Raw genomic sequence first — 24,972 nt, forward strand, 5'->3', positions numbered from 1 at the left:
AAAAATTGTTGATACAAAACGTAACTGTAAATTAATAAACTTTATTGACACTCCCCAAAAAGAATCCTTAATGAACAAAGTTCTATCGAACTTTGTTCATTAAGGATTCTTTAGAGTTCACTGTTTATTTATGCCAAAATTTAATGTAAAAATGGATTATTTAAGGTTCTTAATGTATATTAAAGTTATATTATAAATTTGGAGGTTATGATGGTAAACTTTAAAACCAGATTAAATCAAAAAGTAATTGAAAAGAAAGTTAATCCAATTGAAATTTATGAAACTTTAGATAGGACATCAGAAAAAGGTCCACTACGACCAATTCAAACACAAATTTTAGAAAGATGGTTTACTGATTTTAAAGATAAAAAAGATGTCATTATGAAATTGCATACAGGACAGGGGAAAACAATAACTGGATTATTAATGCTGCAATCAAAATTGAATGAAGATAAAGGTCCAGCGTTGTATTTATGTCACAATCATCAGCTTGTAGATCAAGCATGTGAACAGGCCTTAAGTTTTGGAATCAAGTTTGTAAGAATGGATAATCAAGAATTTCCAGATGAGTTTATAGATTCTAATGCAATTTTGATTACGACTGTTCAAAAGTTATTTAATGGCGAAACTAAATTTAAAATTGGAGCAAAATCACTTCCAGTAGCAACAATACTCTTAGATGACGCTCATGCCTGTATTGAAGTAATTAAAAATTCTTTTAAAATAACTCTACCTCAAGGTTCTCATGCATACCAAGAAATTTTTGAACTATTCTCAGATGATATTCAAAATCAAGGAGCAGGTACTTTTGCTGACATCAAAAGAAACTCTTTTGATGCATTGTCCTTAATACCATATTGGAGATGGAAAGAACTACATAAGGAAGTTTCGGATATTCTTTCTAAATATAGTGATAATCAAAATATTAAATTCAGTTGGCCAGTGTTAAAAGATATTATTGATGAGTGTCAATGTGTTATATCTGGTAAAAGCTTAGAGATAGCACCTTATAAAAACCCATTGCATATGTTTGGATCATTTTTTAAAGCAAGTCACCGGATTTTTATGTCGGCTACAATTACTGATGATTCTTTTTTAATCAAAGGATTAGGTTTGAATTTGGAAGTTATAAAAAATCCACTATCGATTCAAAATGAAAAATGGTCTGGGGAAAAAATGATTCTCATTCCGTCATTAATTGACGAATCATTAACTAGAACTGAAATGGTAAAGTTTTTTGGTCAGCCAAGAGAAAAGAATTTCGGTATGGTAGCTTTAGTTCCTGGATTTGAGTACACAAAAGATTGGAAAGCTTATAAGTCAAATATAGCAACTAAAGATAGTATTGTAACCGACATTGGGAATCTAAAAGAAAAGAAGTTTGATCGAACACTTGTGATAGCAAATAGATATGATGGTATAGATTTACCTGATAGCACTTGTAGAGTACTAATAATTGACTCTAAACCATATTCGTCCTCCCTATTTGATAGGTATCTTGAAAGTACAGTCGGAAACAGCATAGTTGCGAACAAAAAATTAACCCAAACAATTGAACAAGGTTTGGGTAGAGCTGTTCGAGGCGAAAAGGACTATTGTGTAATTATTTTAATAGGGTCAGAATTAGTACAGGCTGTAAGAAACCGAGAGGTTAGACAAAATTATTCTACCCAGACTAAAACTCAAATTGAGTTAGGCTTAGAAATTGCTGAGTTTGCAAAAGAAGATATTAAACAGGGGAAAGAACCTGAGCGAGCTCTTGGAGAATTGCTTAATCAATCTTTAACAAGGGATGAAGGATGGAAAGAATTTTATACAGAAAGAATGAATGAAGTAGGGCTAATTCAACCAACTCATGATACTCTAAATATTTTTGAACTAGAAAGAATTGCAGAAGAGCAATATTATAACGGAGAACATCAAAAAGCTGCTAAAACAATCCAAACAATAATTGATTCATATGTTAAAACAGATGAAGAAAGAGGTTGGTACCTTCAAGAAATGGCAAGATACTACTATCCTTTTTCTAAATTAGAATCAAATAGATTGCAAGTTATTGCACAAAAAAAGAATAGATATTTATTAAAGCCAATTGAAGGAATGGAAATTAGTAAAATTAGCTCTTTGAGTTTAAAAAGAATAGAAAATATTTGTAATTGGGTTCGTAAATTTGAAGATTATAATGAATTATCTGTAGAAGTAGATAGTATTTTAAGTAAATTAAAATTCGGTGTATCTTCGGATAATTTTGAACAGTCGTTAGATCAATTAGCCAAAATGTTAGGTTTTGAAAGTCAAAGACCGGATAAAGAATGGAAAGAAGGACCCGATAATCTTTGGAAAATAAATGATGATACGTTTTTGCTTATTGAGTGTAAAAATAATGTTAAAGTAGATAGAGATTCAATAAATAAAGAAGAAACTGGTCAAATGAATAATGCGTGTGCTTGGTTTGAAAGAGTTTATGGGGATAGAAATAGAAAGAATATAATAATAATTTCTACCAGATTAATATCCAGTGCAGCAGGGTTTAATGAATCTGTTCAAATCATGAAATCTAATAAATTATATGCATTAGTTGGAAATGTAAGGAGATTTTATAGAGAGTTTCGAGCGTTTGAACTTAACGATTTATCGGAAAGAACAATTCAAAGCTTATTAGAAAAGTATAATTTAACCGTTAAAGATTTTCTAAACGATGAATATTCCGAAGAACCTAGACGTGCAATGAGTAAATCGTAAAAAATATATTAAAAAATTGAAATGGTAATCAGTTTTATCTTACAACTGTATTGCAAAATAAAGTTTCTATTACGCATATAATTCCCTAATTGAAAGGGAGAAAGATTTCCAATGTTACTATGGAAATCTTTCTCCCTTTTTTCAATATTATTAAGTGAAATTTTTTTTTTTGAATTATCTGTGTTTTGCATAATAGTATAGTTTTAAACAAATATACCTAGTCTTTAATATTTGAATATTTATTTTTGATTAATAAAATCATAGTTATTAATAAAACACAATAATAAAATGATCAGAAAAAAATTGAAATAATGTTCTTTAGGAATTCTAAAGCTCCATCTTTTTTACTATCACTAAGACCTACTGTAGAAACATATAAAGATAAAACTGCTAAAATCATAGCAATTAAAGTAATAAAAGCTGAAAACACCCCTATAGTATAAGAACGTTCTCTTAAAGTATTTCTTGTTTATAAACCCGCTTCGTATGCGGGCTTTTTTGACTATAAATCGGAAATAACTCCGTCGCCCAGAATAGTTCAAAAATCTCGAGATCGCTGAGTGCCTATATGTTAAAGTGATTATTCTCGATCACAGCCAGTAATTTCTCACTGCTGTCGGAAAATGCTAGCGTTAGTTTATCTTTAATCCGGCGTTTTGTTGTATCACCAAGCCGCATGTTTAAGTCCTACTCTAAGTCGAAAAGAGTGGAGAATAGTTATTATCAGTGATTGACTAAAACAGCAGAGTCCGATTATTTGTGCGCTATATTTTTTGCTGACAATCAATCTTTTTCGGCTATAAATGAAACCTGTCTATATGCCTTTTAGTTGGACACTTTAATCAATTCAACTGCTATTTCCCAAGTGACCAATCACATAAAAGTAGTTTCAACGATGTCAAGTACTTTTCAAATTCATATATGGCGACGAGACAATTACTTAGTCTTGATCACTACTTTCTATTTAAATTAATGAAGAATGATTAATTCTTAAAATAAGTAAAAATAGGCATTTCTTCATATACATTTTTTTGTTCATCAGTAAAAAGGTCAAAAAAGTGTTTAGCTTCTCTTTGATTGTTTAATAATACATTTAAACAAAAAATAAGCTCTATATTTTTATTATCTTCAATAGTAGTACTAATTTTAAAATCAAGGATCGAAGAAAATTCTTCTTCATTAAAAGAGCCATTTTTTCTCAGGTTAGTCTGCATTTTGTTTATAAATATAATATCTTTTAAATCTTTAATTTCTGTATTTTTTTCTAATATTGAAAATAGAGGTAAAATTAAATCTATAAACCTTACATCTGAAGTCAAATCAAATGTTTTTAAACACCGTAAACAAAAGTTATTAATTAATCCAAAAACTGAATCTATGTTTTCTAGATCAATAAGTTTGTAAGAATCAGTTATTATTTCAAAATCTAGGTTTTTTGCGTGTATCAGAGTTTCTTCCTCTAGTAATAGAAACGGACTAATCAATATTGATTTTGGTGGCGAATCAACAATCATTGCTATCGAAGAATTGTTTAAAAAAAATTCTGTAAACGGATTAGTAAATTTATCATTTAATGAAGCTTTGTAAAAAAGTATTAAATAAATTCCACCAACATAATGTGTCAAAAAGCTAGGTTTTTCAGGATTTTTCACTACTATTTTACTATAATCATGCGTGCGAATCATTTTATTCAAATAATTTATTTCACTATATATGTTATCTGAATTTTCAAACTCGTTATCTAAAGAAACCCCTAATTCCGAGAAAATTTCAGCAGCTAAATTCCAAAAATCAAGATCTTTTTTTAAATTTATTAATTGTTCTTCAAACTTTTTTCTATCAATTTCTCCATAAAAACTACTGAATTGAATTATTCCTGTTTCAAAAATTTTTTCCAAAATCTTAAGAACTTTTATTTGTGAACTTATCGAATGAATTCTTAAAACAATAAATTTTATTTTGTTTGTTTTTGTGTCGATTCTTATCTCAACTGTGTTTTCAATCTTAATATTCAAATTTTTTGAAGCATCTATTTTTGTTTCAATAAAAGCTTCAATTTTATTGTCAAGTATTTCGATTGTTTCTATACTTGGGAAAGAAACAGATGTCATACTAACAGTTCTTAATGGTATTTCCATATCATCTTTAATACCATATTGATAAAAACTGTGATCGAATATTTCTGATATTGAAAAATATTTAGGATGAAATGTAGGGCTTGTCAACATAACTTTCTCGAAATTTGCTTCTTTTAATTTATTTGACTCTATTAACACTTTAGGTTGTAAAATCATTTGTTCAGAAAAAATCATACAAACATTATAAAGTGTAGTATTCTCTAATTCCCTTAGGCGAACTGAATGTGTCCCTTGATGACCATAATCTCTACTTATTTCATAAAGATCTATCGCAAGCAAATGTCTGTAAAAAATCTTAGTTGTGTAATGATTTAAAACTTCAACAACAAGAAGTAAACATCCGCCTCTTTTATAAAAATTTTCATAATGAGTAGTGTTTAAACTAAATGTTCTGGTTTTTTCACTAAATCTAGTTACTTGTGTTCCCTTAACTTGAACAGGAACTTCATTTATGTAACTTTCAGTTTTGTCGCTGTTGTCTTTAAATATAGTAATCGATCCGTCGAATGATGGAGCTTTATCACCTACAGGAATATCGATTCTTAAAAATGAATTTGGACGAATTCCTTCGTTAAGGATACTATTAACAGCAAGACGCTCTATTTCAGAATTAGATAATTTGGACATATTTACTTCCTTTCTAAACTATATTGTATGAATAAAATTTAGATCAGTTCTAAAAAAACTTCATATACTAATCATTATAAATTGCTAATTAATATAATTATTTTTTTATTTACTTTAATTTATTTTCAATATTATTTTTTTCTATTATACATTAAGAAAAACTAGTTTTTAAGAATTAGGTAAAATGTTCGACAAAGCTAAAAAAGATATTAAAGTTGAAAGACTTTTACTAATACGAACAACTCAGATATATAAATGTGGAATCGTACGCTGTATCGAAAGAGCCTGTAGACAATTGAACGTATATTCGCGATGCAAAAGATAAGCATGGCATGTGTTGGCCCCACTAATGAGAGTTGAAATAACACTTCAAACGATACTTTTTTTCATTTTCCTGAACTTCGAAAAATGAACAATTGATCCTGAAATTCTTAGGTTTTTTAAATATTTTAGCGGTCGATATATACATTAAACTCTCATTTCAATTACGAAATGAGAGTTTACTTACAATCTGAATATTTATGTTAATCATAAGGTATCACAATTAAATTAGCCTTTTTTAATTGTTGTAGGTATGCATTAGTGGTCATGATGGATTTGTGTCCAGAAAGATTCATGACTTCATATAAAGGAATACCATTTGCTAATAGCTTTGTGATAAAAGATCGTCTAAACCAGTGTGGTGAATTTTTTTGTGATGTCAATTGTTTAGAGGCTAATTGAGCGATAAGTCTTAATGCTTCGTATGATATAGAAGAATCTTTAGAACGAATATTAAAACAAATATGAGGATTCATTACTCCTTCAATTTGCATTAGTTGCTTTAGCCGATCGATGAGATGAATTGATTTTTGAGATAATGGTATGCGCCGCCATTTTTCAAGCTTTCCTTTAAATTCGATGTATCTCATTGAATGTGATTCTTGAACATGTTTAAACTGCAATGCTAGTAACTCAGAAGCACGCATTCCCGTTGTCAATAACAAGTAGCCCATTGTCTCGTTACGCAGTTGTAACAGCTCGCGATTCTTTTTCTGCTTCACGGTGTGACGAAAGGCGAGGGCAATTGCTTCTATCTCGTCAAAATCGATTTCGCGGCGGAGAGGCTCGGGCTTCATCTGGTCCTTCACCTGCAGCGACAGGTCGCGCGCATGATAATCGTTGACATGCAGGAAGCGCAAGAAGCGTCGTAGCATGGCGTTGCGTCGTTTAACGGTCCGCGGTGCATATTGGTCATGGACGTCTTTTAAGTACTCGTGCAGGTTGAGGATCGTCAGCTGCTTGACGCCCTGTGTCTTCGTCACAAAGAAGCGGAGAATATAATCGAGATCTTGTTTGTAGGCCCGCTTCGTATGCGGGCTTTTTTGACTATAAATCGGAAACAACTCCGTCGCCCAGAACAGTTCGAAGATCTCAAGATCGCTCAGTGCTTCCATATTTAAATGATCGTTCTCAAGCACTGCGAGTAGCTTTTCCCGGCTATCGGCAAATGCCAGTGCTGCTTCTTCTTTAATCACGATTTCGTTCATTTCTTCTTCGTTCATCAACTATCCTCCGATCTCTCTGCTCAACGCTTCCTCTTTTGACACCTTTTTTGTTCATTTGCTAAGTAAAATACCGATTATTTACGTATTACATTCAATTATGACTTATATACATACGTATTTAAAATGTAATCAATTAATTAATAATTGTATTACATCATATCTCTCTAAACAGTATAACAAATAACTACTTGTGATAACAGATAATTATCACAAGTGAATTAAGCGGGTGATTTTAAGTACATAACACAATTATTAGTTGGATAGAGTGATATAGTTCTTCAGAAAGGTGAGATAGATTGACCTCAACCCTCTAGCCTACCAATCCTGTCCTGGAGTAATTTCCATCTTATAATCTATAGAATTCTTCTTCGATTGAGTTGCATAAATCGTACTGGCATGAATAATCATTTGGATAGACGAGGCGGGGACGTGTAAGGGGGCTACACGAAGGACTTTTCCTTCTTAAGAAAAAGAAGGGGTCTCTCGCCTGCTTCTGAAGTGATTGAACTTACGAGCTAGAGATGCAATAACTTCAAGGTTTTTTGGCTCTAAGAGTTTCCTGTTTCTTGTCTTGTATCCCCTTGCTCCATATATTCCTAGCGTATGTGTTTTGAGTGTCCTCTTTAATACTATAGATGTATGCAAGGTGCTATTGGCAGTAGTAAGCTATTGTAGGAACCCGTCTATCTATACGCGACGAACTTATTATCAATCGACATCGACTAAGGATCCGTTTTTCGACTTGGACGATGACCACCCCTCTATTCGTTCATGGACGTGATTCACGACGGTCTACAGGACCTCTGAGCAAAATCATTTATACGGAAAATCAGTGCTAAGGATTAGTGAATCTAGGGCTGAATGGGGAAAAGATGTATTGTCGCTTCCTTTTCATTTATGTATGGTCAGTCAATTTTATGTCAGACCGTTCTCTATCCATATGTGGGAGAAAGAATTCACAGATGTTTGGTAAAATGACGATGATCATCCCGTTCAAAGACATGTGTATAATGTTCAGACGTAAGATTTGTCGTTCAACTTTTATACTTGGGTTCCTACTTCACCACAACAAAGGCACAAGGTTTAAATAGTATACAAGACGCTCCATCGCTAAGTAAAAGGACGTCATGACGACGTCCTTCATTGCGTGTCTATTGATCGAGCACCGAGTTCTGATCATAGATTGTAACTCCTTTGATCGGTGCCTGCTTCCGGTTCGCATATCGAGGATAGTTGCTATCATCTTCGACAAACGTCACGGGTACGTAAAAATCAGATGTCTTTTCCTTCACAATACCCATATAGATGTATCGACCAAGCGCTTCATCATAGATGAAGAACTTGATGTTGCGCATATCACCTTGAGCAGTACCTTCACCGCACTTCCCGTTCTCCAGCAACTCCGGTAAGAGCTGAAAACACTGGATCCGCATCCATCGTTTACGAAATTCTTGTGGATTCATTTCTTCGAGCATCTCCATCGTGAAGTTGCCATTGAGCATGCTGCGGTACAAGTTCTCCGCTCGATACTTCTTATCTTTTGACTTGATGATGTGTTGCAGGCCAAGCAAGTGCTTCAGATGACCTTCGTCGAACTTGATGCGAATCGGCGTGCCTTTATGTGCCACGTCGAGATGCAAGATTTTTTTAACGAGCATATCGCGGAACATCAGCGTCAGCTCTTGCAATGTGACGTCCGGGTTGAACGTCGAATATTTATCATTAGTCATGATCAATGACCTCACTTCGTTTGAATTCTACGCAAAAAGAGTGACCCCGCATCAGCAGAGTCACTCCCGAGAATTAAACGTAAGGTACGACTGGACAATCACCAGCCGGGATGGTCCTCAGTATGTTTTATCAGCGCGTTAGACGTGCTGCCCCTGGGCGGGTCCGGATAGTACCTGTATCCTTCTATAAGTATATTACCCCGAATACGACCACCAAAACAAGCGAATTCGCTCATTTTCTGTCCATTTTCGACAATTTTATGTCTGAATCGGACGTTTTCGTGTCGTATTCGCTTTCGATGAATCCGCGCATTGTGCGGAAATCACCGTGCGTGATGGGCATATACTCAGAATACTTTCGATACTCCGATCATCTGATCGAACCTTACTTTTTCCTCTTGGAAGTTACTCTTGCGTAGCGTGATGTTATCCGTCTGGTAGTCGAGTTTCTCAACATAGGCATCGAATTTGAATTCGATCCCGTTTCGATGCGCGACGATGCGGAGGAGCCCTCCGTTAAAGATGGCATCATTCAACACATTTTCGATTTGTGGATCCAGTCGCTCGTCGTAATTCGGGACATCCAGTTGATGTACTTCCCGGTAATACTGTTTGAGCATCGCATTGTGTTCAGGCATGAGAAACGGAATCCATTTCAAGTTGCCGCGGTCGACGTATCGCGTCATTGTGAGTCACTCCTCTGGGTTTCAAAAATAGGAACACATGTTCCTGTTGTATACCCCGGATTCATGATCCGCAATCCCACTCTTCGCAACGGGTACCTCGTCGAGGATGGCGTCGGCACCGCGTTAACTTGTACCTTTAGTATGATGGGTCTGGTTGTTTTGTGCATGTCGGCTCAGCGGCACTCAGACGACGTCTCGCCCGTTTACAGCCGATTAGAGTACGGTATTGCACTCGTTTTGATAGATTTTTGCAGGATTTCGCTCGTTTTCGCTCGATTTCTGCACGTTCAGAAAAAATGACGATTGTTTTTGCGTCGAATGGCTTTGCTGCAGTCGTGTGATTAGGACGAACTGAGCGGGTTTCCTTCGCGTGTAACGATAGGAGCATTCAATATATAGGAAAAACAGGAGATTTTTTAAACAACAATTTTAGCTTTTTGATTTTCATAAGCATACGCCAACGTTGATGAAGCGGAAGCGCACTCTCGTGCGCGTTCATTAACGTTATTATGAAGGCGATTTTCTAGCTGACAAGCATAAACGAAAAATACATGAAATTTTAGCGACAGGTTGCCTACCTGAAGCCGTTGATAATACATGTGTTTCATTGTACTACATACAATAATTTTGCGGATGTCGGACAATGTCTCGAGAACAGATAACGGAACGCACCAAATGGCGGAATTACGTCCTTGTACGCTCAAAAAATAAGCATCTTCCGACGGTCATCGTACGGACGAATTGATCCGTTTCGAAGTAAAATAGATACTCCAATCAAACCGAGTTAACGCAATCCAACCGTTCGTTCCTCTGAAGAATCCTTCCACGAGTACATCATAGATTGAATTATGACAGGTCCGCGACCGGAGTTCGACTCATTGATGAACGACGTCGAGTAAACGAGAGATGATCCAAGTTGCGTTTCGTTGGTATGGCTGGCATCATCGGAAAACGAAATGTCCAGTTTGACCGAACTTATCACCAGCGTAGATTCGCTTTCCTGTTCGTCTTCTCCATGAGTTCTTTACCTGGAATCCATTGTTTTATAACATCCGTACTTTATATTTCAACATATAAAAGAATCCAAAAAATCAGCATCATGATGTGGAAGAATCCGAAACCGGCCAGCTGAACCGGCGGCGCCTCCACAAGAGCTATTTAGAGCATATATGAGAACTGTGACCGCGAACGGCTCGAAATGCGATTCACAGAGAAAGAGTTGTATGATTGTGTCGAAATCGAAGAATCCTGATTCGTAGCAAAGTGGCTCCGCGGCTTTAACGAACCCGTTTAGCGGTGTTCGTTGCTTGTTCGTCGGCCGGTCAGGTGCGATTCGCATTTCGAAACGAATGCAGATGCCGGACTGGGAACTCGAAATGAAAGGCCGCCGCGTGACCCAAATGGCTTGTCACCACCAGTACCACCTCATCGAAACCATTAGAAGTTTCAAAGTCAATATACTTCGCAAACTTTCTGAATATCACGCTCAGACGTCCGAGCAGTCGGGAAAAGGTGTCTGAGGATTTCCCAGAAGAGCATCCCCCTTTTCTCCATGTATTCTATACATCGCCATGCTGAAAATATGATACTTATATGATATTTAATTGGGAAAATGAACGGATGCGTCGGGAGCGTCGACCTTTTTGAAGCATGCTCTGCTCATGTACGTCATTGTCTCATGATATGCGAATAGGCGCGATGTCATTCGTTGCTTTCGGTGGGATATCGAAAGCGAAATCGTTGGTATCGCTAGAGAAATGATACCCATGTTGGACTAAGTAAACGGTAATTGAGTTTATCCCCCTACACCCGTACTTGCGAAAAACGCGATAAAAAGGACATTTGTTGACGAAATAACGTTTTAGAAGTTCCATTTTTTTGATCGATGCCTGATTTCTCGTCGCAATCCCTTCGATGCTTGCGGCACTCGGATAGACTTTGTGACCGTTCCGTGATTCGTCTTTTTAACTGTGATTGGTAATGTGAATCACACCAAAAGGAGGAATCATCATGAACAACACGAAGCACAGCAATTGTCTGCTCGAAGCACTCAAGGCAAAGCTCCGCTCCCGCGGCAAAGCCAAGATTCATCAAATCGGCGAATGGTCATGGATTTGGAAAAAACGTTGTTTCCCGCATTTTTACTGGACGATCGGTGGGAAGAAATTCAAGTTCAACGCCCGTTACTCCGACGAACCGCTCTACGGCCAACTCTGGTACGAAGGACGGGTCGATGAATATTGAGCGCGACTTCGGTCGTGCTTTTTTTACGTCAATGAAATCCGCTGCCGCTTGCCTCGTATAATAGAAGAGACACCAAGGAACGCGGTGATCAATCGATGGACTGGAGTGGATGGAGATGAAAGCACAGCACAAGACACGGCGACAGAAACAGACGTCGCACCCCATCACCTTGACCGAGATCAAGAATCTCGTGAACGGTGGAACCGGCATCCACACCTCACAGACAGCGGAAGACGGGATAAAGACGCTGCTCACGTATGGATTCGCCCGATTGACGAGCAAGAACATCAATGCCATTACGGAAGATGGTGAAGTCTCTCCGCGAGGTCGGGACGGAGTACAATCTCCGCGTGTTCCAGACACAATTCGGAGGGGGCGAGGACTATGAGTTCAGCCTGCCGCATTTCGTCGACGATCGCGACCATTGATTGATCATACAACGTCACCTTCAAGCGAGGTAGTGTTTTCTCATGTTTAAGCAGGAGAAACAGTGGTATCAGTGGTATTAAAGGGTGACAAGGAGGTAAAGCCATTGAGGAAACAATCAGTCAGAGCACCACTCGTCCGCTACACCGAGTTAGAAGAACAAGGACTCGTCGAAATGTTGCATGAAGGAGACGACTTGCTCCGCTTGCTGCAAGAGCGAGGATTCATCTGCGTCGAAGGGAAGGTCACCTTTGCTCCGTATCGTCTCATGCTCGACCTGGAGAAGGAAGGAATCGAGTATCAAGTGAAATCGTTCGGGTTTGATGATCTGCATCCGAATCCAAACAGCGAGTTCAGCTTGCCGCATTTCATCGATGACCGCATCATGAACGCGGAAGGCTTCCGCGAGGAGCGACGAATCAAGCCACCGAACTTCGTGCCACTCAACTCTTTCGACATGACGTTTAGTGAAGCGGCGGCATATGCGCCATTCCTGACGGAGAATAACAAGAACGGGGTCTTGCAGATGATCCGGAACTTCGGGTTCGTCGGGACGGACCATCTGTCGTACCGCTTGATCCACAACATGAGTCTCCGGAAGACGGAGTTCATGATGCGGAGTTACGTCGAGCAGGATGCCATCTCGTATGAATTCCAGCTGGCCGGATTCGTCGATGACCGCGAGGACACGGATTGAAGGGAAGGGACTCGACGTCCCTTCTTTTTTTTCTTGCCGCATAACTGTGATTAGTATGGTGAACAAAAACCACCCACATTAAAGGAGAAACATCACCATGTCCACATCACAAAAAGAAGAACTAAAACGCTTAGGAATCATCGTCGCAGTCGCCACAACACTCGGCACACTCGGAAACCTCATCACACGCAAGGAACGCAAACAACTCGAATCCATGCAAATCAAAGACATGACCGGAAAACAATTCGCTCGTCTACAACTCTTGACGAAATAACGACCAAGCACCGCTCACGCGGTGCTTTTCTTGCGCTCTTTTTTTGAAAAAACGCAGGCTAGGAAAAGAAACCAACGGGGTGCGGGGGTACGAAAAAAGGCTCTCCCTATCGCGAGGGGAGAGCCGGTGTAGACAACGAGTACGCCTGCCTGAGTATGTAAAGCAGTCGTGCGATGCCTACAGCATACAGCGCATCGATCGTATTTGTGAATGGAAGATTCCACGAGGATTGACGAAAAAAAAGAAAGATGTCGCCCTGATTTTTTTCGAAGCCATTCGAAGAAGTGGTAGTAGCGGCAAGATTAAGCATACGACTCGAAAATTTTTTTTAAAGAATCAAATTTTCACACGACGTCGGCAAATGGGCTGGAATATTATAGAAATGTATTCGATTTCAGTATTTTTTTGAATATGTCTGAAAAAATCAGATTGGAGCGATTTTTTATGGAGAAGCCGCAAGAAGAACGATGAAAGGTGATCGAAATCGAAGAAGCGGTGAGACGATGGCGCGGTGGCTGTTTAACACCGCGCGCAGCCATGGAACTCATCGAGTAACATATTGAACGTCCTCATCCCGGCAGAGTTGCTGATTGACCTGTTCAATAATTATTCGAAAGTCCGTCGAGCAGGAGAAAGGGTCAAGTTTCGCAACAAGTTCTTTTGGGCGGTGAGCGAGGAACTGACCAGTCTGATTTACCGGGCGGAGGTCGGTTTTCGTGACGAATTCCTGAATCAACGATATCTTCGTGGTGATGATTGAAGAGAAACAGAAATACATCCGCTACGATTAAAGCTTCAAGTCGTGTACAACCATACAAAACTATATCTGTACAAATACAGATGAGTACAAGCATACATCAGTACATGTAAACATTAAAATGACGGGAGGAATCACGATGCAAGTATTCGGCGCCATGCTCGAAGAAGTATCGCTTCTACTATAACCGCTGGCTCGCACAAGAATACTAAGCGATGCTCTTCTACAACAATAGGTTCCAAGGTGAGCCGAATGACGAGCAACTGGATGCGCTCCAAATGTTGAAGGACGAAGGATTTCTCCATACGGTCGTCCCACCGAAGACAATCAAATATCTGTACCGCGAACAATATCAGAAGGTGATGGCGCATATGACGCGCTGATCAAAGAAAAACAGATCGACGTCGTCCTGAAAGAAGAACTCGAACGTGCAGCGTTCCGACAGTTCTCCGGTACCGGTTCACGTAAAGCCGAGTAAACAAAAAAAGGAGAGGTTCGGTCTCTCCTTTCCTGTAATCACCAAGCATCTTGAATCGCATCACGAAACTCGACGGCTTGCTCGTACTGCATCTTGCCGACCTCGAACTCCATCTCTTTCGCTGGTTCGTACATCTTATCCCAGCGCACTTCGAGATAGGCGGCTTTCGACTCGTCCATGTGCTCCGCGCCATGGAGGTTCTCTGAGACATACTTCATCGCCTCGATATATTCTTTATAATACTTCGCAACTTGCTGGAGCGACTTCGTCTCCGAGTCGTCCTCATAGTATTGGAACATGGTAGCGATGCTTTCCATCGTTTCAACCTTTTGCTTCAATGATTCCGCATTGAGCGTCTGGACGTAGTCACCCGTCGTGAATGGGATCGCGTCCTGGATATACTTCATCGAATTCTCGATGTATTGGATCCGATTGACTTTGTTGACGGTCGGTGCATCCATCATTTCTTCGAACACTTTGTCGGCATGCGGCTTCGTATTCGGAATCATGCCCATGTAATAGATGTAGGCACCAAGACACGCGACGATGACGAGCGCGATGCCCGTGAAATACAATTTGTTGTTTTTCAAATAAACCCCTCACAACTCCAAAATATACTTGAATTATATCAAAATATAGTAAAAAATTGTCGCATATCGACGTTTTTCATTTCAGAGAGGAGCACCAATATGTTGAACGAACGCTATCAACGCGGTGATTGGCTCCAAGGAACGTCTTTAAGCGGGTAGAGTCGGGTCGGTGAGGGTCGGGAACACAAAAAAACGGATTTTTTATTTCATCTACTGTAATTATTCCTGATCTCAATAAGTATGGCGAGGGACGTCCCTTTCGGGACCACCTATTCTTCCTTTTCAAGATCATTTCACATTCGAAGCTCAGCGGATTATGATGGATGATTTTGATGCTATTCTTGCTGCAACAGTTCATCGTAGTCCGCGCCTCACATCTTTCGAGAGTTGTTGGTGACTGCTTCACTGATGAAGTCCTGTTCTGACAGATGAAAATAGGCATCGCGTCGGTGAAGCGATGCGGATCGGATCTTATTTACGTGTCCCTCTTGCAGTTCTCGTTGGCACTGTGTCCAGTTCTTCTTGTCTGCCGTAAGACCGAGTTCCTCATTCATTCCATCCATTTGACCACGGATGGCGTTGCTTTGTGCCTGACTATACCGATAACGAATATTACGATCCTTCGCATCCAAATACTCACGTTTGTTAACGGCGTTCAGGTGATTCGCTCGATTGATTTCATTTTTGACGACGGGATAACCAGCAATCCCGGCTCCGGCGATAGCGCCGGTTACGCCGCGATTCCGGTTGAAATAGGACTTAGATTTTCTTTCTTCCTCTTTTGACGCCAATCGCTCGAATATTTTCCGATTTACCCATGCGAATCCCCTTTTTTGATTTCGCTCTCAGTTGCATCGACATACGTTACCATGGCCACTCACCCGACTCGATGCAACTGAACGGAAAAACGACTTTCCCCCCCTATTTCAATTGTAAATTGATGACTAGAAGATTATTCTTCGACTTTCAGATCAGACCCGATTTTATCGCTTTTTTCTGCCGTATTTTTTATCATTGCGTGAAATGATAATTTCACGCAATGATAATGCTGGTATTTAAGTGTTTTGGAATAAATTGATTTTAAATTATATATAACAAGCTTGTCATTTTATTTTTTTGTTTACATAATTTTTTTATTGAAAACCTATTTTTGATAGATTTAAAATAATACATTAGGCACAACATCGGTAATTAACATTGTAAGCAATAAAAAATAGGTAGTGTAATATATTGGTTATTGATAAAATGAAAATAAAATAAAATTATTAGAAAAAATTAAAAATGAAAATAAAAATATTTTATTATATCTTTTGGTTTAGATGTAATTATTAAATTAAATTAGGAGGAAGTCATGGACTACAATATTGCAGCTACATTGATTCAACCTGTAATCACTTCGCTTTTAGACACTTTACTTAAACCGAAAATCCAAGAAATTCAAAATAATACGAATCAAAAATTAAACGAAGTTAAAATTCTAAGTGCTTTTTTCGAATATATAAACAGAAGTCATAATACGCACAAATTCATGAACACTATTGTTTTCAGAAATGATCCTATTGAAATATATGATTTGTATTGTCCTCTAACACTTATGAGAGATGATGAAAAATACTATATAGATAGTTATCCAGAAAGTATGATGGATTCGTATAACAAAATTGTAATCACTGATGATGCTGGAATGGGTAAGTCTACTCTATTAAAGTGGATTTTTGTAAATACAATTCATTCAGAAAGATATATCCCTATTTTTATTGAGTTAAGAAAACTATCAAAAGATAAAAATATAATCGATGAAATTGAAAAAGAATTAAATGGTCTTGAATCAATAATAAGTAAAGATGTTATTTATGAAATGTTAAAGAAGGGGGATTTTGTATTTCTCTTAGATGGATATGATGAAATTCCTCAACAATTCACTAAAGAGGTTACTGAAGAAATACAACATTTTATATCAAGAGCAGATAAAAACAAGTTTATACTAACGTCTAGACCACAATCTGCAATTGCTTCTTTCAATAATTTTCATGAATTTAAAATTAAATCTTTAGAAAATGAAGAAGCATTTAGTTTAATAAGAAAATATGATAAAAAAAATACTTTTTCAGAAACTCTAATAAGTTTAATTGTAGAAAAAGAAGAATTAATAAATTTACATGAGTTTTTATCAAACCCATTAATGGTTTCGTTATTGTACAAAGGATATGAACATAAGCAGACGATACCTTATAAAAAAAGTATATTTTATAGACAAGTGTATGACGCTTTATTTGAAGATCATGACTTAGCAAAAGGTGGTGCTTACGTACACGAAAAACTATGTTTACTAGATAGTGAAAAATTTCATACGGTCTTAAGAGCTTTAGGTTTTATAACATTTAGACTAGGAAAAATTGAATATTCTAAAGACGAGATAATTGAATGCTTGCGAAAAGCACAGCACGCAACTTCAATTGAATTTCAAGCGAGTGACCTACTAAATGATTTAATCAACAGTGTGCCTTTATTTTATAAAGAAGGTTTATATTACAGGTGGAAACACAAGTCATTACAAGAGTATTTTACCGCTCAATTTATTTGTGCGGATTCAAAAATTAAACAAGACGATATTATGCTAGGCATGTATAATAATTTAAAATTTGATACGTATTTAAATATTTTAGATTTATGCTATGACATGGATGAAAAAACTTTTAAAAAAACAATTTTATTAGAATTTTTAAAATCTGCTGAGAGATATTTTGATTCTAACCCTACATATACAAAAGGAGATGTTATAAATAACGAGCAAAGGGGTATATTTTTTTGGGAAAAAAATTATATTCTTTTCAATAAATCATTTATTTCCGAAGAAGTTCAAAAAAATTTTTTCCCACACTTCAATGCAGCAATTCGTTCCCAAATTTCCGAAAGTAAATTGTTTTCAGAAGGTTATTTAGAATCATCTATGGTAATGGTACATGATACTAATTTTGGCTTAGTAAACTTTAAAAAGATACAATATAAATTAATTGAATTACTATTTAAAAAAGGTTTAGACATATTTATTGAAGTAAATGATAAGAAATCTTTTTATGAAACATATCAATTAACACCCTCTATAATTATAAATGAGTTTTTTAGTAATAATGAGGAAAATGAAGGATGCTACTTGATAGATGCAGAGTTTTTGAAGTTAAAAAATCTAGATAAAGACCTAGTCGAGGCTTTTTTTGAACACGTAAAAGAGCAAAATACAAGACCAGGTGATATTGGAAAATATGTTATTTGCGAAAATAAAATTAAAAGATTAAAAAAACAAATTGAAGACGAAATTTATTTAGAAAAAAGTGTAGAAGATTTTTTTGATATATAACTATATTTTAGTTTTTATAAACACGAATAATGAAATAAAGAAAGGTGCAATTTTCTCATAATTTGAGATGAATTGCACCTTTTGTTTAATTCAATTCGTTTTATCACCCTAAGGGTTGTATATTTACTAGTAAATTCACAATCAACAACATTAGAAAGAAAATGATTGCTTAGAAGATAATCTGATTTCTTTTTGGAGATAATTAAATCCTATTCATTTGCGATATTTACAGAAATTAGATAAGTATTAATATTATTGATTATCATTATATAATTTTTAAGAAATTTAATGAAAGATTGCTTAGGTACTGACGATTCAAGATCGTTCATTTTTGAAAGAGCTTCGGAGGTTATCTTTATATCCACTAACAAGTTTGAAGGTAAGAAATCTATATTTTTTTCTAAATAATCTATCCGTGATTCATGAGAACCTAAAATCGGTATCATCATTTTTTGAATTTCTGAGTAATCGAAGTTACTTTTTAAATTGTTCTCTATTAAATTGATTATCATCGATTCCATGAATTGAAAATTACTTTTTAACTCACTTTTAAGATGATCATTCGGGTCAGGATGAATATTATTAGAAAATATGCTATCTTCAAGAACTAAGTGCTGAGAAATTGTCTTCTTCTCTTCTTCTGTAATATTAATTTCGTCTAAGATTAAAATAGAACTTTCTAATTTTTCTTTGACTTCTCTTATATTTTTTAACAGAATTTCATATTCGTCAACGGTTATAGATTTATTATGTGCAATTATATTTCTAGTTTTACTGATACTTTCCCATCTATTTTGTAAGAACTCACCTTGAAAATTGACACGATTACTAAAGATTCTTTCCCAATTTGATTTTTTAACATATTTCTTTAAACCTTCTAGAGAAAAGCTATCTATACTTTTGGCACTTTTAATTTCTTCTAACAAATCTTCTACTGAATGCGGTGAATATTCATCAAATAAAATATTGCTCAATTGATCTATATTTAAATTAAATAGGTAATCAGTTGTTTTATTTGATGATTTAAGTCCATTTGGAATGTAGTTATCAGTCCATTTAACACCTACGTTCAAAATCATAAATTTATTAATCAGTTTTCTCATTAAATTTTCGATTTCATGGATTTTAGGATAAGCTTTCTCGGAGTAATAAGAAGTTATATCATCCTTTAACACATAAAGATCTTCAGAAAATTTGCGAAATGTAGTTTTTATTATTTTATTGAACATTCTAAATTTTTCTATTTGATTTATATCTACACAAGTAAAAGAGGTATTGATTACATTTTGAGTATTAGATTTCTCTTGATTTAAAGGACGTATATCAACCTTATATGAAATTTTTAATTGTTTAAATGAAATTTCTCCAGCATCATCAATACTTATATCAGAATTACATAAAAGTAAGCTATTGAAAGAAGATTTATCAGAACAAAAGTTATTTTTAGAATCTACAATTAATAAGTATTCCATTTCGCAATTAAAATTTTTATCAGACATCTTGATTCAACTCCATATTTTTTCTATGTACTACTTCTATTTTCTACATCATAACAAAAAGTAGTCCTCAAGATTACGTTTAATCAAATTCAAATTAATATTCCGTTTATTTTACAATTCAAAGTCAATAATTTTTAATGTTTACTTTTTTTAACGTTTTATACCTAAATGTAAAGGTTCGACAAATAACGACATTTGTAACATTTTTGACATATCAAAATATTTATTGAATTAACAGAATAATCTGCTGTATTCTAACTATCAACAGGAAGACATTGTCATATTACGGTTCTTCAAGGAAAGGAGAATATGTATGTACCGATTCGGTGAGTGGTTACGGCGTGAGCGTCTGGAACATGGTTGGAGTCAAGTAGAGTTGGCTGAAAAGACATATGGAGAGATCTCACAGGCGGCAATCAGCGCCTATGAGCGGAATCGTTCACTTCCTTCTATCCTGGATGTCCAAATCCTTGCGACAGCCTGTGAACAGACGCTTGGATCCATCCCTTGGGATGAGTTCGACTTAAGAACAGATAAAAAACGCAACTGGTCCAATCTGAAGCAGGAACGTTTTGATCTAGCAGAACTTCCGCTGGCGGATTCCGTCCGTACGTTTGACGGTAAGACGTATCAGCTGCACGGGCGAATCGCGATCGAACAGGAGAGTAAAGAGACACAAGAAATCTCGCAGATCTATTACCGTATTCGGACCGTCGTCGGAGAGAATCAAGTGATCGCAAAGCGAAAGCACCCAAATGACGAATTGATTCATGTTTCACGCCGTAAACTCGTCCATCAGTGAACCATCTATGAATACGTATCTGCTTATGGAGTAACACGAAACAATGACCGGAAGAAATGATGACTGTAGCAGCATATCGCTAAGGACAGTCTTTCCAATCATATATTGGCGTGTCCCTCACGAGTGACCGGGTGAGCGGGATATACGCAGAAATGGTTCGGCGAGAGTCGCCTAAAACTCGCCCACAGGTCACGTATTCGTTGAGGGTCAGCGAAAAACCCTAGACAGATGTCCGGTGCTGGATATCAGAGTTTGTGGGGGAACGCGCTCCAAACCCACTGCTATGCTCGACTCCGACTGTCCTTAAGGATGTGCTGCTGCGCATCGACCTCAAGGAAGGAGTGTATTTTATGCCGACACGTGAACAGAAGCAGAACAAGACCTTTGCCGAGAAGTTGCTCCGGATCCAAGGGAAAGACTATGAAGAGTGGCTCGACGCCCAACATCAACTCGTTATCCAGGAGAACCAGGAACTGATCTTAGAAGCACTCGACTCGAAACTGAATTTCACATCGCCTGCATCCGCGTCACGGGATTGAGAGGAGGGAAACAGATGGGATTGAATGAGACAGGACTCAGCTTACTCCAGTTCTTTCAAGGACTCGCTGTCATCGCGGCAGCCATCGCCTTCGCAGTTGGTGGCTTCTACTTCATCTTCGGGGGAGATCGTGGACGATCAAAAGCGGTCGGTTGGCTCGTCGGTGGTGCCGTCGGTCTAATCATCGTCATGGGTGCCTTTACGCTGGCTGAGATGGTCAACGATAATATCAAATTCTAATTGAACAAGTGATCGTGCAGACTGTCATTCCAAATTGGATGGCTTTTTTTATTGCCTTCGTTACGATGTCTCGCTTCAAAGGAGGAGAATATATGCTCTTCATCCGTTTCACGGATGTACCGAAAGATGGCTTTCCGAACTATGAGCGTCTCCCGTATGAGGAGGCGCTTTTATTATCGACACAAGTTCATCAGGAAGCCCAGCAAGCGAACGAACGCTTCTCGAGTGAGTTCCGGATTTTTGATGATGCTGACCAACTCGTCTACAAAGGAATGTTCCAGTTTGGTGATCCGACCTATCCGAATCTTTCCTATCCGAATCTTTATCTGCAGCTGAAAGACCGGATCCCACGCATCCGGATCCGGAAGGAGGATGCAACAAAGAAGATCTTATTGCTCGAGAACTTGGAACGTTTAACACCGGAATCCTACAAGACGATGACGGCGTCAGCGATTCAACAACAGCCGAATGCAACACACGTCTCCCGCTTACGTCGCGGGCAACGTCGTCTCGTCTACGGCGTCAGCGGTGTCAGCCTCTTGCTCCTCGGTGCGTTGTCCATTGTCCAACTCGTTCAGCCGGATCCACCGAGCGGCGTCCAAGCGGAAACATCAGATTGGCAACCGTTGTATGAAGCAGCGTTGACGGGAGAGACGGGTCCACTCGTCGAACGACTAGAAAAACGAAAGTCGTTGAACGATGAACAACAGCAATTCCTGATTACGCAGTATGTCGAAGAACAGGACTACGACCAAGCGGTCTCCGTGACGAAGGATCCAATCGATGTCGAGACGATCATCATGCAGTCGAAACGATTCGCGACCAATCGTCAGGATACGCTACAAGCCTTCCAATCCGTTTATCCGACGGACGAAGGAACGTTCGACCTTGCTATCTTGCAGAAAGACTATAAACGTGCCGTCTCGCTTACGGGCGTCGAGATGACGACTGCCCGTCAGGAAGCCAAAACACGTGCCTACATCGCATTGAAAGATGTGATGAAGGCTCAAGAAAGCGTCAAGATGATCAACGACGAGCAATTAAAGAAGCAAGTAGCAACACTCGTCCAACTGGACGAAGAGATTCAAGCACTCGAGGATCAAAAGCAACAGTTATCAAAGAAGACGGACAAAAAAGAGCTCGAGAAGCTCAATGAGTCGCTCGAAGCGAAGCAAAGACAAGCCTCTTCTCTTCTTTAACGAAAGTGTGGTGACTGAAATAATGATGAATTTCTCACTTCGTTCTCTTGTTACATCTGCTTGGCTGTGGCGATGTCTCACCTTTTTGATCGCTTTACCCATTGTATTGTTCTTAGTACTCAATGTGGCGTTTCAGTTCCTGCAACAGACAGTCCAAAATCTCTTTCAGGATGGGGAGTTAACGACCGGATCCCCGCTACAATACGATCCAAATTGGTGGACGACGCTTGCCTGGTCGACCTCCATCGCTTTCGCTTTGTTCGGTGTCTGCTTCCTCTTAGGAGGATTTCTCTTATTAAAGTATTGGCTCAATTTCCGTGATCTCAAGGCAGCACAGAAAGGAAGTGCCCGCTTCACGACGTTTCAAGAGCTGAAACGGCAGTATCGGGACGTGCCGGATCGTAAAGAGATATATAGCGGTTCTGGCGGTGTTCCGGTCGGGCGCTATCGTGATCGCCTCTACATCGACGACAGTGCCGTCAACAATCTCGTCATCGGGACGACCCGGTCCGGGAAGGGCGAGACGTTCGTCTTCTCGACGATCGATCTCTACAGTCGTGCCGAACTCCAGGCAAGCTTGATCATCAATGATCCAAAAGGTGAACTATTCGCCGCCTCCAAAGAAACACTCGAAGCACGCGGCTATCAGGTCGAGGTCCTGAATCTGATGAACCCGTCGCAATCAATGTCCTACAATCTGTTACAGCTGACGATCGACGCGTATCTGGACGAGAACTACTCCCTCGCCCAACAGTATGCCCGTTCGGTTGCTTATATGCTCTATCATGATCCGAAGGCGAAAGATCCGTTCTGGAGTAACTCTTCGACGGACCTTTGCACCGCCCTGATTCTCGGATTATGCGAACAAGCAAAACATGAACCGGAGAAGATCACGATGTATAACGTCGCTTTGATGTTATCCGATCTCGGCTCACGCACAGTCATCGATGGAATGGGACAGGAACAATCGGCACTCGACGCCTTCTTCGCATCGTTTCCGGAGAATCATCCGGCACGTATGCAGTACGCGACGCTTCACTTCTCCGGTGGTCAGACGCGCGCGAGCATCCTCGCCAATACAAATGCTAAGCTCGGGATTTTCACACTCGATGCGACGGCACGTTTAACGGCACAAAACTCACTCGATATGAAATTGATTGGTTTCAATCGTTGGATTCGCGGACGTGCCCTTCCCTTGTCACGGTTGACGTTCTACTTTTCAAGTGGAAAACAACTCGCCTTGACGACGGACGACGACGGAAGTTTTGTACTCCATCACGAAGAAACCCTCGAAGTGGATACGGACATCACCGTAGAAAGTGAAGGACAGCAGTACACCGTGTCACTCTCAGGTTGGAGAGACGAGACGGACGGTGTCTTCGATTGGACGACGGATGCACCAATCGACATCCGGGAGATTCGTCAGCATCCGCGCCCGGTAGCCGTGTTCCTGATCGTTCCGGACTATGATCCAACACTGAATGTCATCGCCTCACTGTACGTCAAGCAAGTCTATACCTCCCTCGCTCGCGTCGCCTCGCAAGCGACGAGCGGACGTTGTGAACGCCAGGTCATCTTCCTGCTCGACGAATTTGGGAACATGCCAGCGATTGAAGGGATGGCGAACATCATCACCGTCTGTCTCGGTCGGAACATCCGCTTCAACCTCGTCATCCAGTCTTATGCCCAACTCGAGAACCTCTACGGGGAGGATTGGAAGACGATCGACGGGAACTGCGGGAACACGCACTACCTATTGACAGCAGATGAGTCGACGGCAGAATTGATTTCGAAGAAGCTCGGGGAGCAGACGATCGTCACGAAATCACGTTCCGGACAGACGTTCTCTCTCTCGAAGTCGAAGACGGAGAGTGTCGATGGTCGGCGCTTGCTGACGGCAACCGAAGTGATGGGACTGAAGGAAGGCGAGATGCTGATTATCCGCGTCATTAAGCGGCAAGACAAGCAACAGAAACGAATCCAATCCTATCCTCTCTTTTTGACAGGACGGACGGCGATGAAATACCGCTATGAATACTTGGCGGATGACTTTAATACGGACCGTTCCATCAACAATCTCGTCATTCCCTGTGCACATGCCCATCTCGACCTGAATACGCTTCGTGTCCCGTTTCATCTCGGCGCCTCAGTTGCATCGAAAACGGTTGAGACGGAGGAGGAGACACTTGACGCAACACAATGGCGCGTCTGCGATGTCCTGCAACCGAAAATCCTACGCTCGATCTTCGAGACGACCGAATACGATACGTTACCGATTGATCTGTTCGAACAAGGCATTTTAGATAAGACAATTCCTGTGACCGACAACCAGCGCCATTTCTTGAAGACGATCATCAGCAAACGACTCGAGAAACTTCGTCATGGCGTCTAAGGAGGGCA

At 38.9% G+C, this 24,972-nt stretch carries 19 protein-coding genes; 12 read left to right on the forward strand and 7 right to left on the reverse strand.

Features of this window, described 5'->3' with window-relative positions:
- Positions 1 to 210: 210 nt before the first annotated feature.
- On the forward strand, positions 211 to 2,742 hold the full coding sequence (locus Q9R23_RS08845) for a DEAD/DEAH box helicase (RefSeq protein WP_311246894.1): 2,532 nt from the start codon (positions 211 to 213) through the stop codon (positions 2,740 to 2,742).
- A 983-nt stretch (positions 2,743 to 3,725) separates the two neighbouring features.
- Here the strand turns inward: Q9R23_RS08845 and Q9R23_RS08850 are convergent.
- The 4 genes from Q9R23_RS08850 to Q9R23_RS08865 all read right to left on the reverse strand — a co-directional run bounded on the left by Q9R23_RS08850 (position 3,726) and on the right by Q9R23_RS08865 (position 9,470).
- The gene (locus Q9R23_RS08850) at positions 3,726 to 5,507 is read right to left on the reverse strand and encodes a DUF4365 domain-containing protein (RefSeq protein WP_311246895.1); all 1,782 of its coding nucleotides are present in this window, start codon (positions 5,505 to 5,507) and stop codon (positions 3,726 to 3,728) included.
- A 524-nt stretch (positions 5,508 to 6,031) separates the two neighbouring features.
- On the reverse strand, positions 6,032 to 7,051 hold the full coding sequence (locus tag Q9R23_RS08855) for a tyrosine-type recombinase/integrase (RefSeq protein ID WP_311246896.1): 1,020 nt from the start codon (positions 7,049 to 7,051) through the stop codon (positions 6,032 to 6,034).
- 1,154 nt (positions 7,052 to 8,205) lie between these two features.
- The gene (locus Q9R23_RS08860) at positions 8,206 to 8,784 is read right to left on the reverse strand and encodes a PBECR4 domain-containing protein (RefSeq protein ID WP_311246897.1); all 579 of its coding nucleotides are present in this window, start codon (positions 8,782 to 8,784) and stop codon (positions 8,206 to 8,208) included.
- 347 nt (positions 8,785 to 9,131) lie between these two features.
- Positions 9,132 to 9,470 (reverse strand): YolD-like family protein, encoded by a 339-nt coding sequence (locus Q9R23_RS08865; RefSeq protein ID WP_311246898.1) that lies wholly within the window; start codon positions 9,468 to 9,470, stop codon positions 9,132 to 9,134.
- Between the two features lie 2,010 nt (positions 9,471 to 11,480).
- On the opposite strand from Q9R23_RS08865, the gene Q9R23_RS08870 reads away from it, so the two are divergent.
- From Q9R23_RS08870 to Q9R23_RS08890, 5 genes are all read left to right on the forward strand, one after another.
- A complete protein-coding gene (locus Q9R23_RS08870) occupies positions 11,481 to 11,714 on the forward strand; it encodes a hypothetical protein (RefSeq protein WP_311246899.1) in 234 nt (77 codons plus the stop codon).
- A gap of 115 nt (positions 11,715 to 11,829) precedes the next feature.
- On the forward strand, positions 11,830 to 12,102 hold the full coding sequence (locus Q9R23_RS08875; protein WP_311246900.1) for a hypothetical protein: 273 nt from the start codon (positions 11,830 to 11,832) through the stop codon (positions 12,100 to 12,102).
- A gap of 144 nt (positions 12,103 to 12,246) precedes the next feature.
- Positions 12,247 to 12,837, forward strand: coding sequence for a hypothetical protein (locus tag Q9R23_RS08880; protein WP_311246901.1), 591 nt, complete (start codon positions 12,247 to 12,249; stop codon positions 12,835 to 12,837).
- A 97-nt stretch (positions 12,838 to 12,934) separates the two neighbouring features.
- Complete coding sequence (locus Q9R23_RS08885; protein ID WP_311246902.1) at positions 12,935 to 13,111, forward strand: hypothetical protein; 177 nt, start codon at positions 12,935 to 12,937, stop codon at positions 13,109 to 13,111.
- A 972-nt stretch (positions 13,112 to 14,083) separates the two neighbouring features.
- Entirely contained in the window at positions 14,084 to 14,251 is a 168-nt protein-coding gene (locus tag Q9R23_RS08890) for a hypothetical protein (protein ID WP_311246903.1), read from the forward strand.
- 133 nt (positions 14,252 to 14,384) lie between these two features.
- Here Q9R23_RS08890 and Q9R23_RS08895 read toward each other — a convergent pair whose 3' ends face one another.
- Together Q9R23_RS08895 and Q9R23_RS08900 are read right to left on the reverse strand one after the other, a co-directional pair.
- The gene (locus Q9R23_RS08895; protein ID WP_311246904.1) at positions 14,385 to 14,936 is read right to left on the reverse strand and encodes a hypothetical protein; all 552 of its coding nucleotides are present in this window, start codon (positions 14,934 to 14,936) and stop codon (positions 14,385 to 14,387) included.
- Between the two features lie 371 nt (positions 14,937 to 15,307).
- Positions 15,308 to 15,727 carry a hypothetical protein gene (locus Q9R23_RS08900; RefSeq protein WP_311246905.1) on the reverse strand — a complete coding sequence of 140 codons (420 nt, stop codon included), beginning with the start codon at positions 15,725 to 15,727 and terminating at the stop codon, positions 15,308 to 15,310.
- A gap of 560 nt (positions 15,728 to 16,287) precedes the next feature.
- On the opposite strand from Q9R23_RS08900, the gene Q9R23_RS08905 reads away from it, so the two are divergent.
- Complete coding sequence (locus Q9R23_RS08905; protein ID WP_311246906.1) at positions 16,288 to 18,294, forward strand: NACHT domain-containing protein; 2,007 nt, start codon at positions 16,288 to 16,290, stop codon at positions 18,292 to 18,294.
- 209 nt (positions 18,295 to 18,503) lie between these two features.
- On the opposite strand, the gene Q9R23_RS08910 is transcribed toward Q9R23_RS08905, so the two are convergent.
- Positions 18,504 to 19,793, reverse strand: coding sequence for a HEPN domain-containing protein (locus tag Q9R23_RS08910; protein ID WP_311246907.1), 1,290 nt, complete (start codon positions 19,791 to 19,793; stop codon positions 18,504 to 18,506).
- Positions 19,794 to 20,106: 313 nt separating this feature from the next.
- Here Q9R23_RS08910 and Q9R23_RS08915 point away from each other — a divergent pair, with 313 nt between their 5' ends.
- The 5 genes from Q9R23_RS08915 (at position 20,107) to Q9R23_RS08935 (ending at position 24,964) form a co-directional block, all read left to right on the forward strand.
- Positions 20,107 to 20,595 (forward strand): helix-turn-helix domain-containing protein, encoded by a 489-nt coding sequence (locus tag Q9R23_RS08915; RefSeq protein ID WP_311246908.1) that lies wholly within the window; start codon positions 20,107 to 20,109, stop codon positions 20,593 to 20,595.
- Between the two features lie 350 nt (positions 20,596 to 20,945).
- A complete protein-coding gene (locus Q9R23_RS08920) occupies positions 20,946 to 21,134 on the forward strand; it encodes a hypothetical protein (RefSeq protein ID WP_214749308.1) in 189 nt (62 codons plus the stop codon).
- Positions 21,135 to 21,148: 14 nt separating this feature from the next.
- Positions 21,149 to 21,373 carry a hypothetical protein gene (locus tag Q9R23_RS08925; protein ID WP_050678812.1) on the forward strand — a complete coding sequence of 75 codons (225 nt, stop codon included), beginning with the start codon at positions 21,149 to 21,151 and terminating at the stop codon, positions 21,371 to 21,373.
- Positions 21,374 to 21,465: 92 nt separating this feature from the next.
- Positions 21,466 to 22,572 (forward strand): hypothetical protein, encoded by a 1,107-nt coding sequence (locus Q9R23_RS08930; protein ID WP_311246909.1) that lies wholly within the window; start codon positions 21,466 to 21,468, stop codon positions 22,570 to 22,572.
- Between the two features lie 22 nt (positions 22,573 to 22,594).
- Entirely contained in the window at positions 22,595 to 24,964 is a 2,370-nt protein-coding gene (locus Q9R23_RS08935; protein WP_311246910.1) for a VirD4-like conjugal transfer protein, CD1115 family, read from the forward strand.
- Positions 24,965 to 24,972 lie beyond the last annotated feature (8 nt).

This window comes from Exiguobacterium sp. BRG2 (assembly GCF_031844245.1).
GTDB lineage: Bacteria > Bacillota > Bacilli > Exiguobacteriales > Exiguobacteriaceae > Exiguobacterium_A.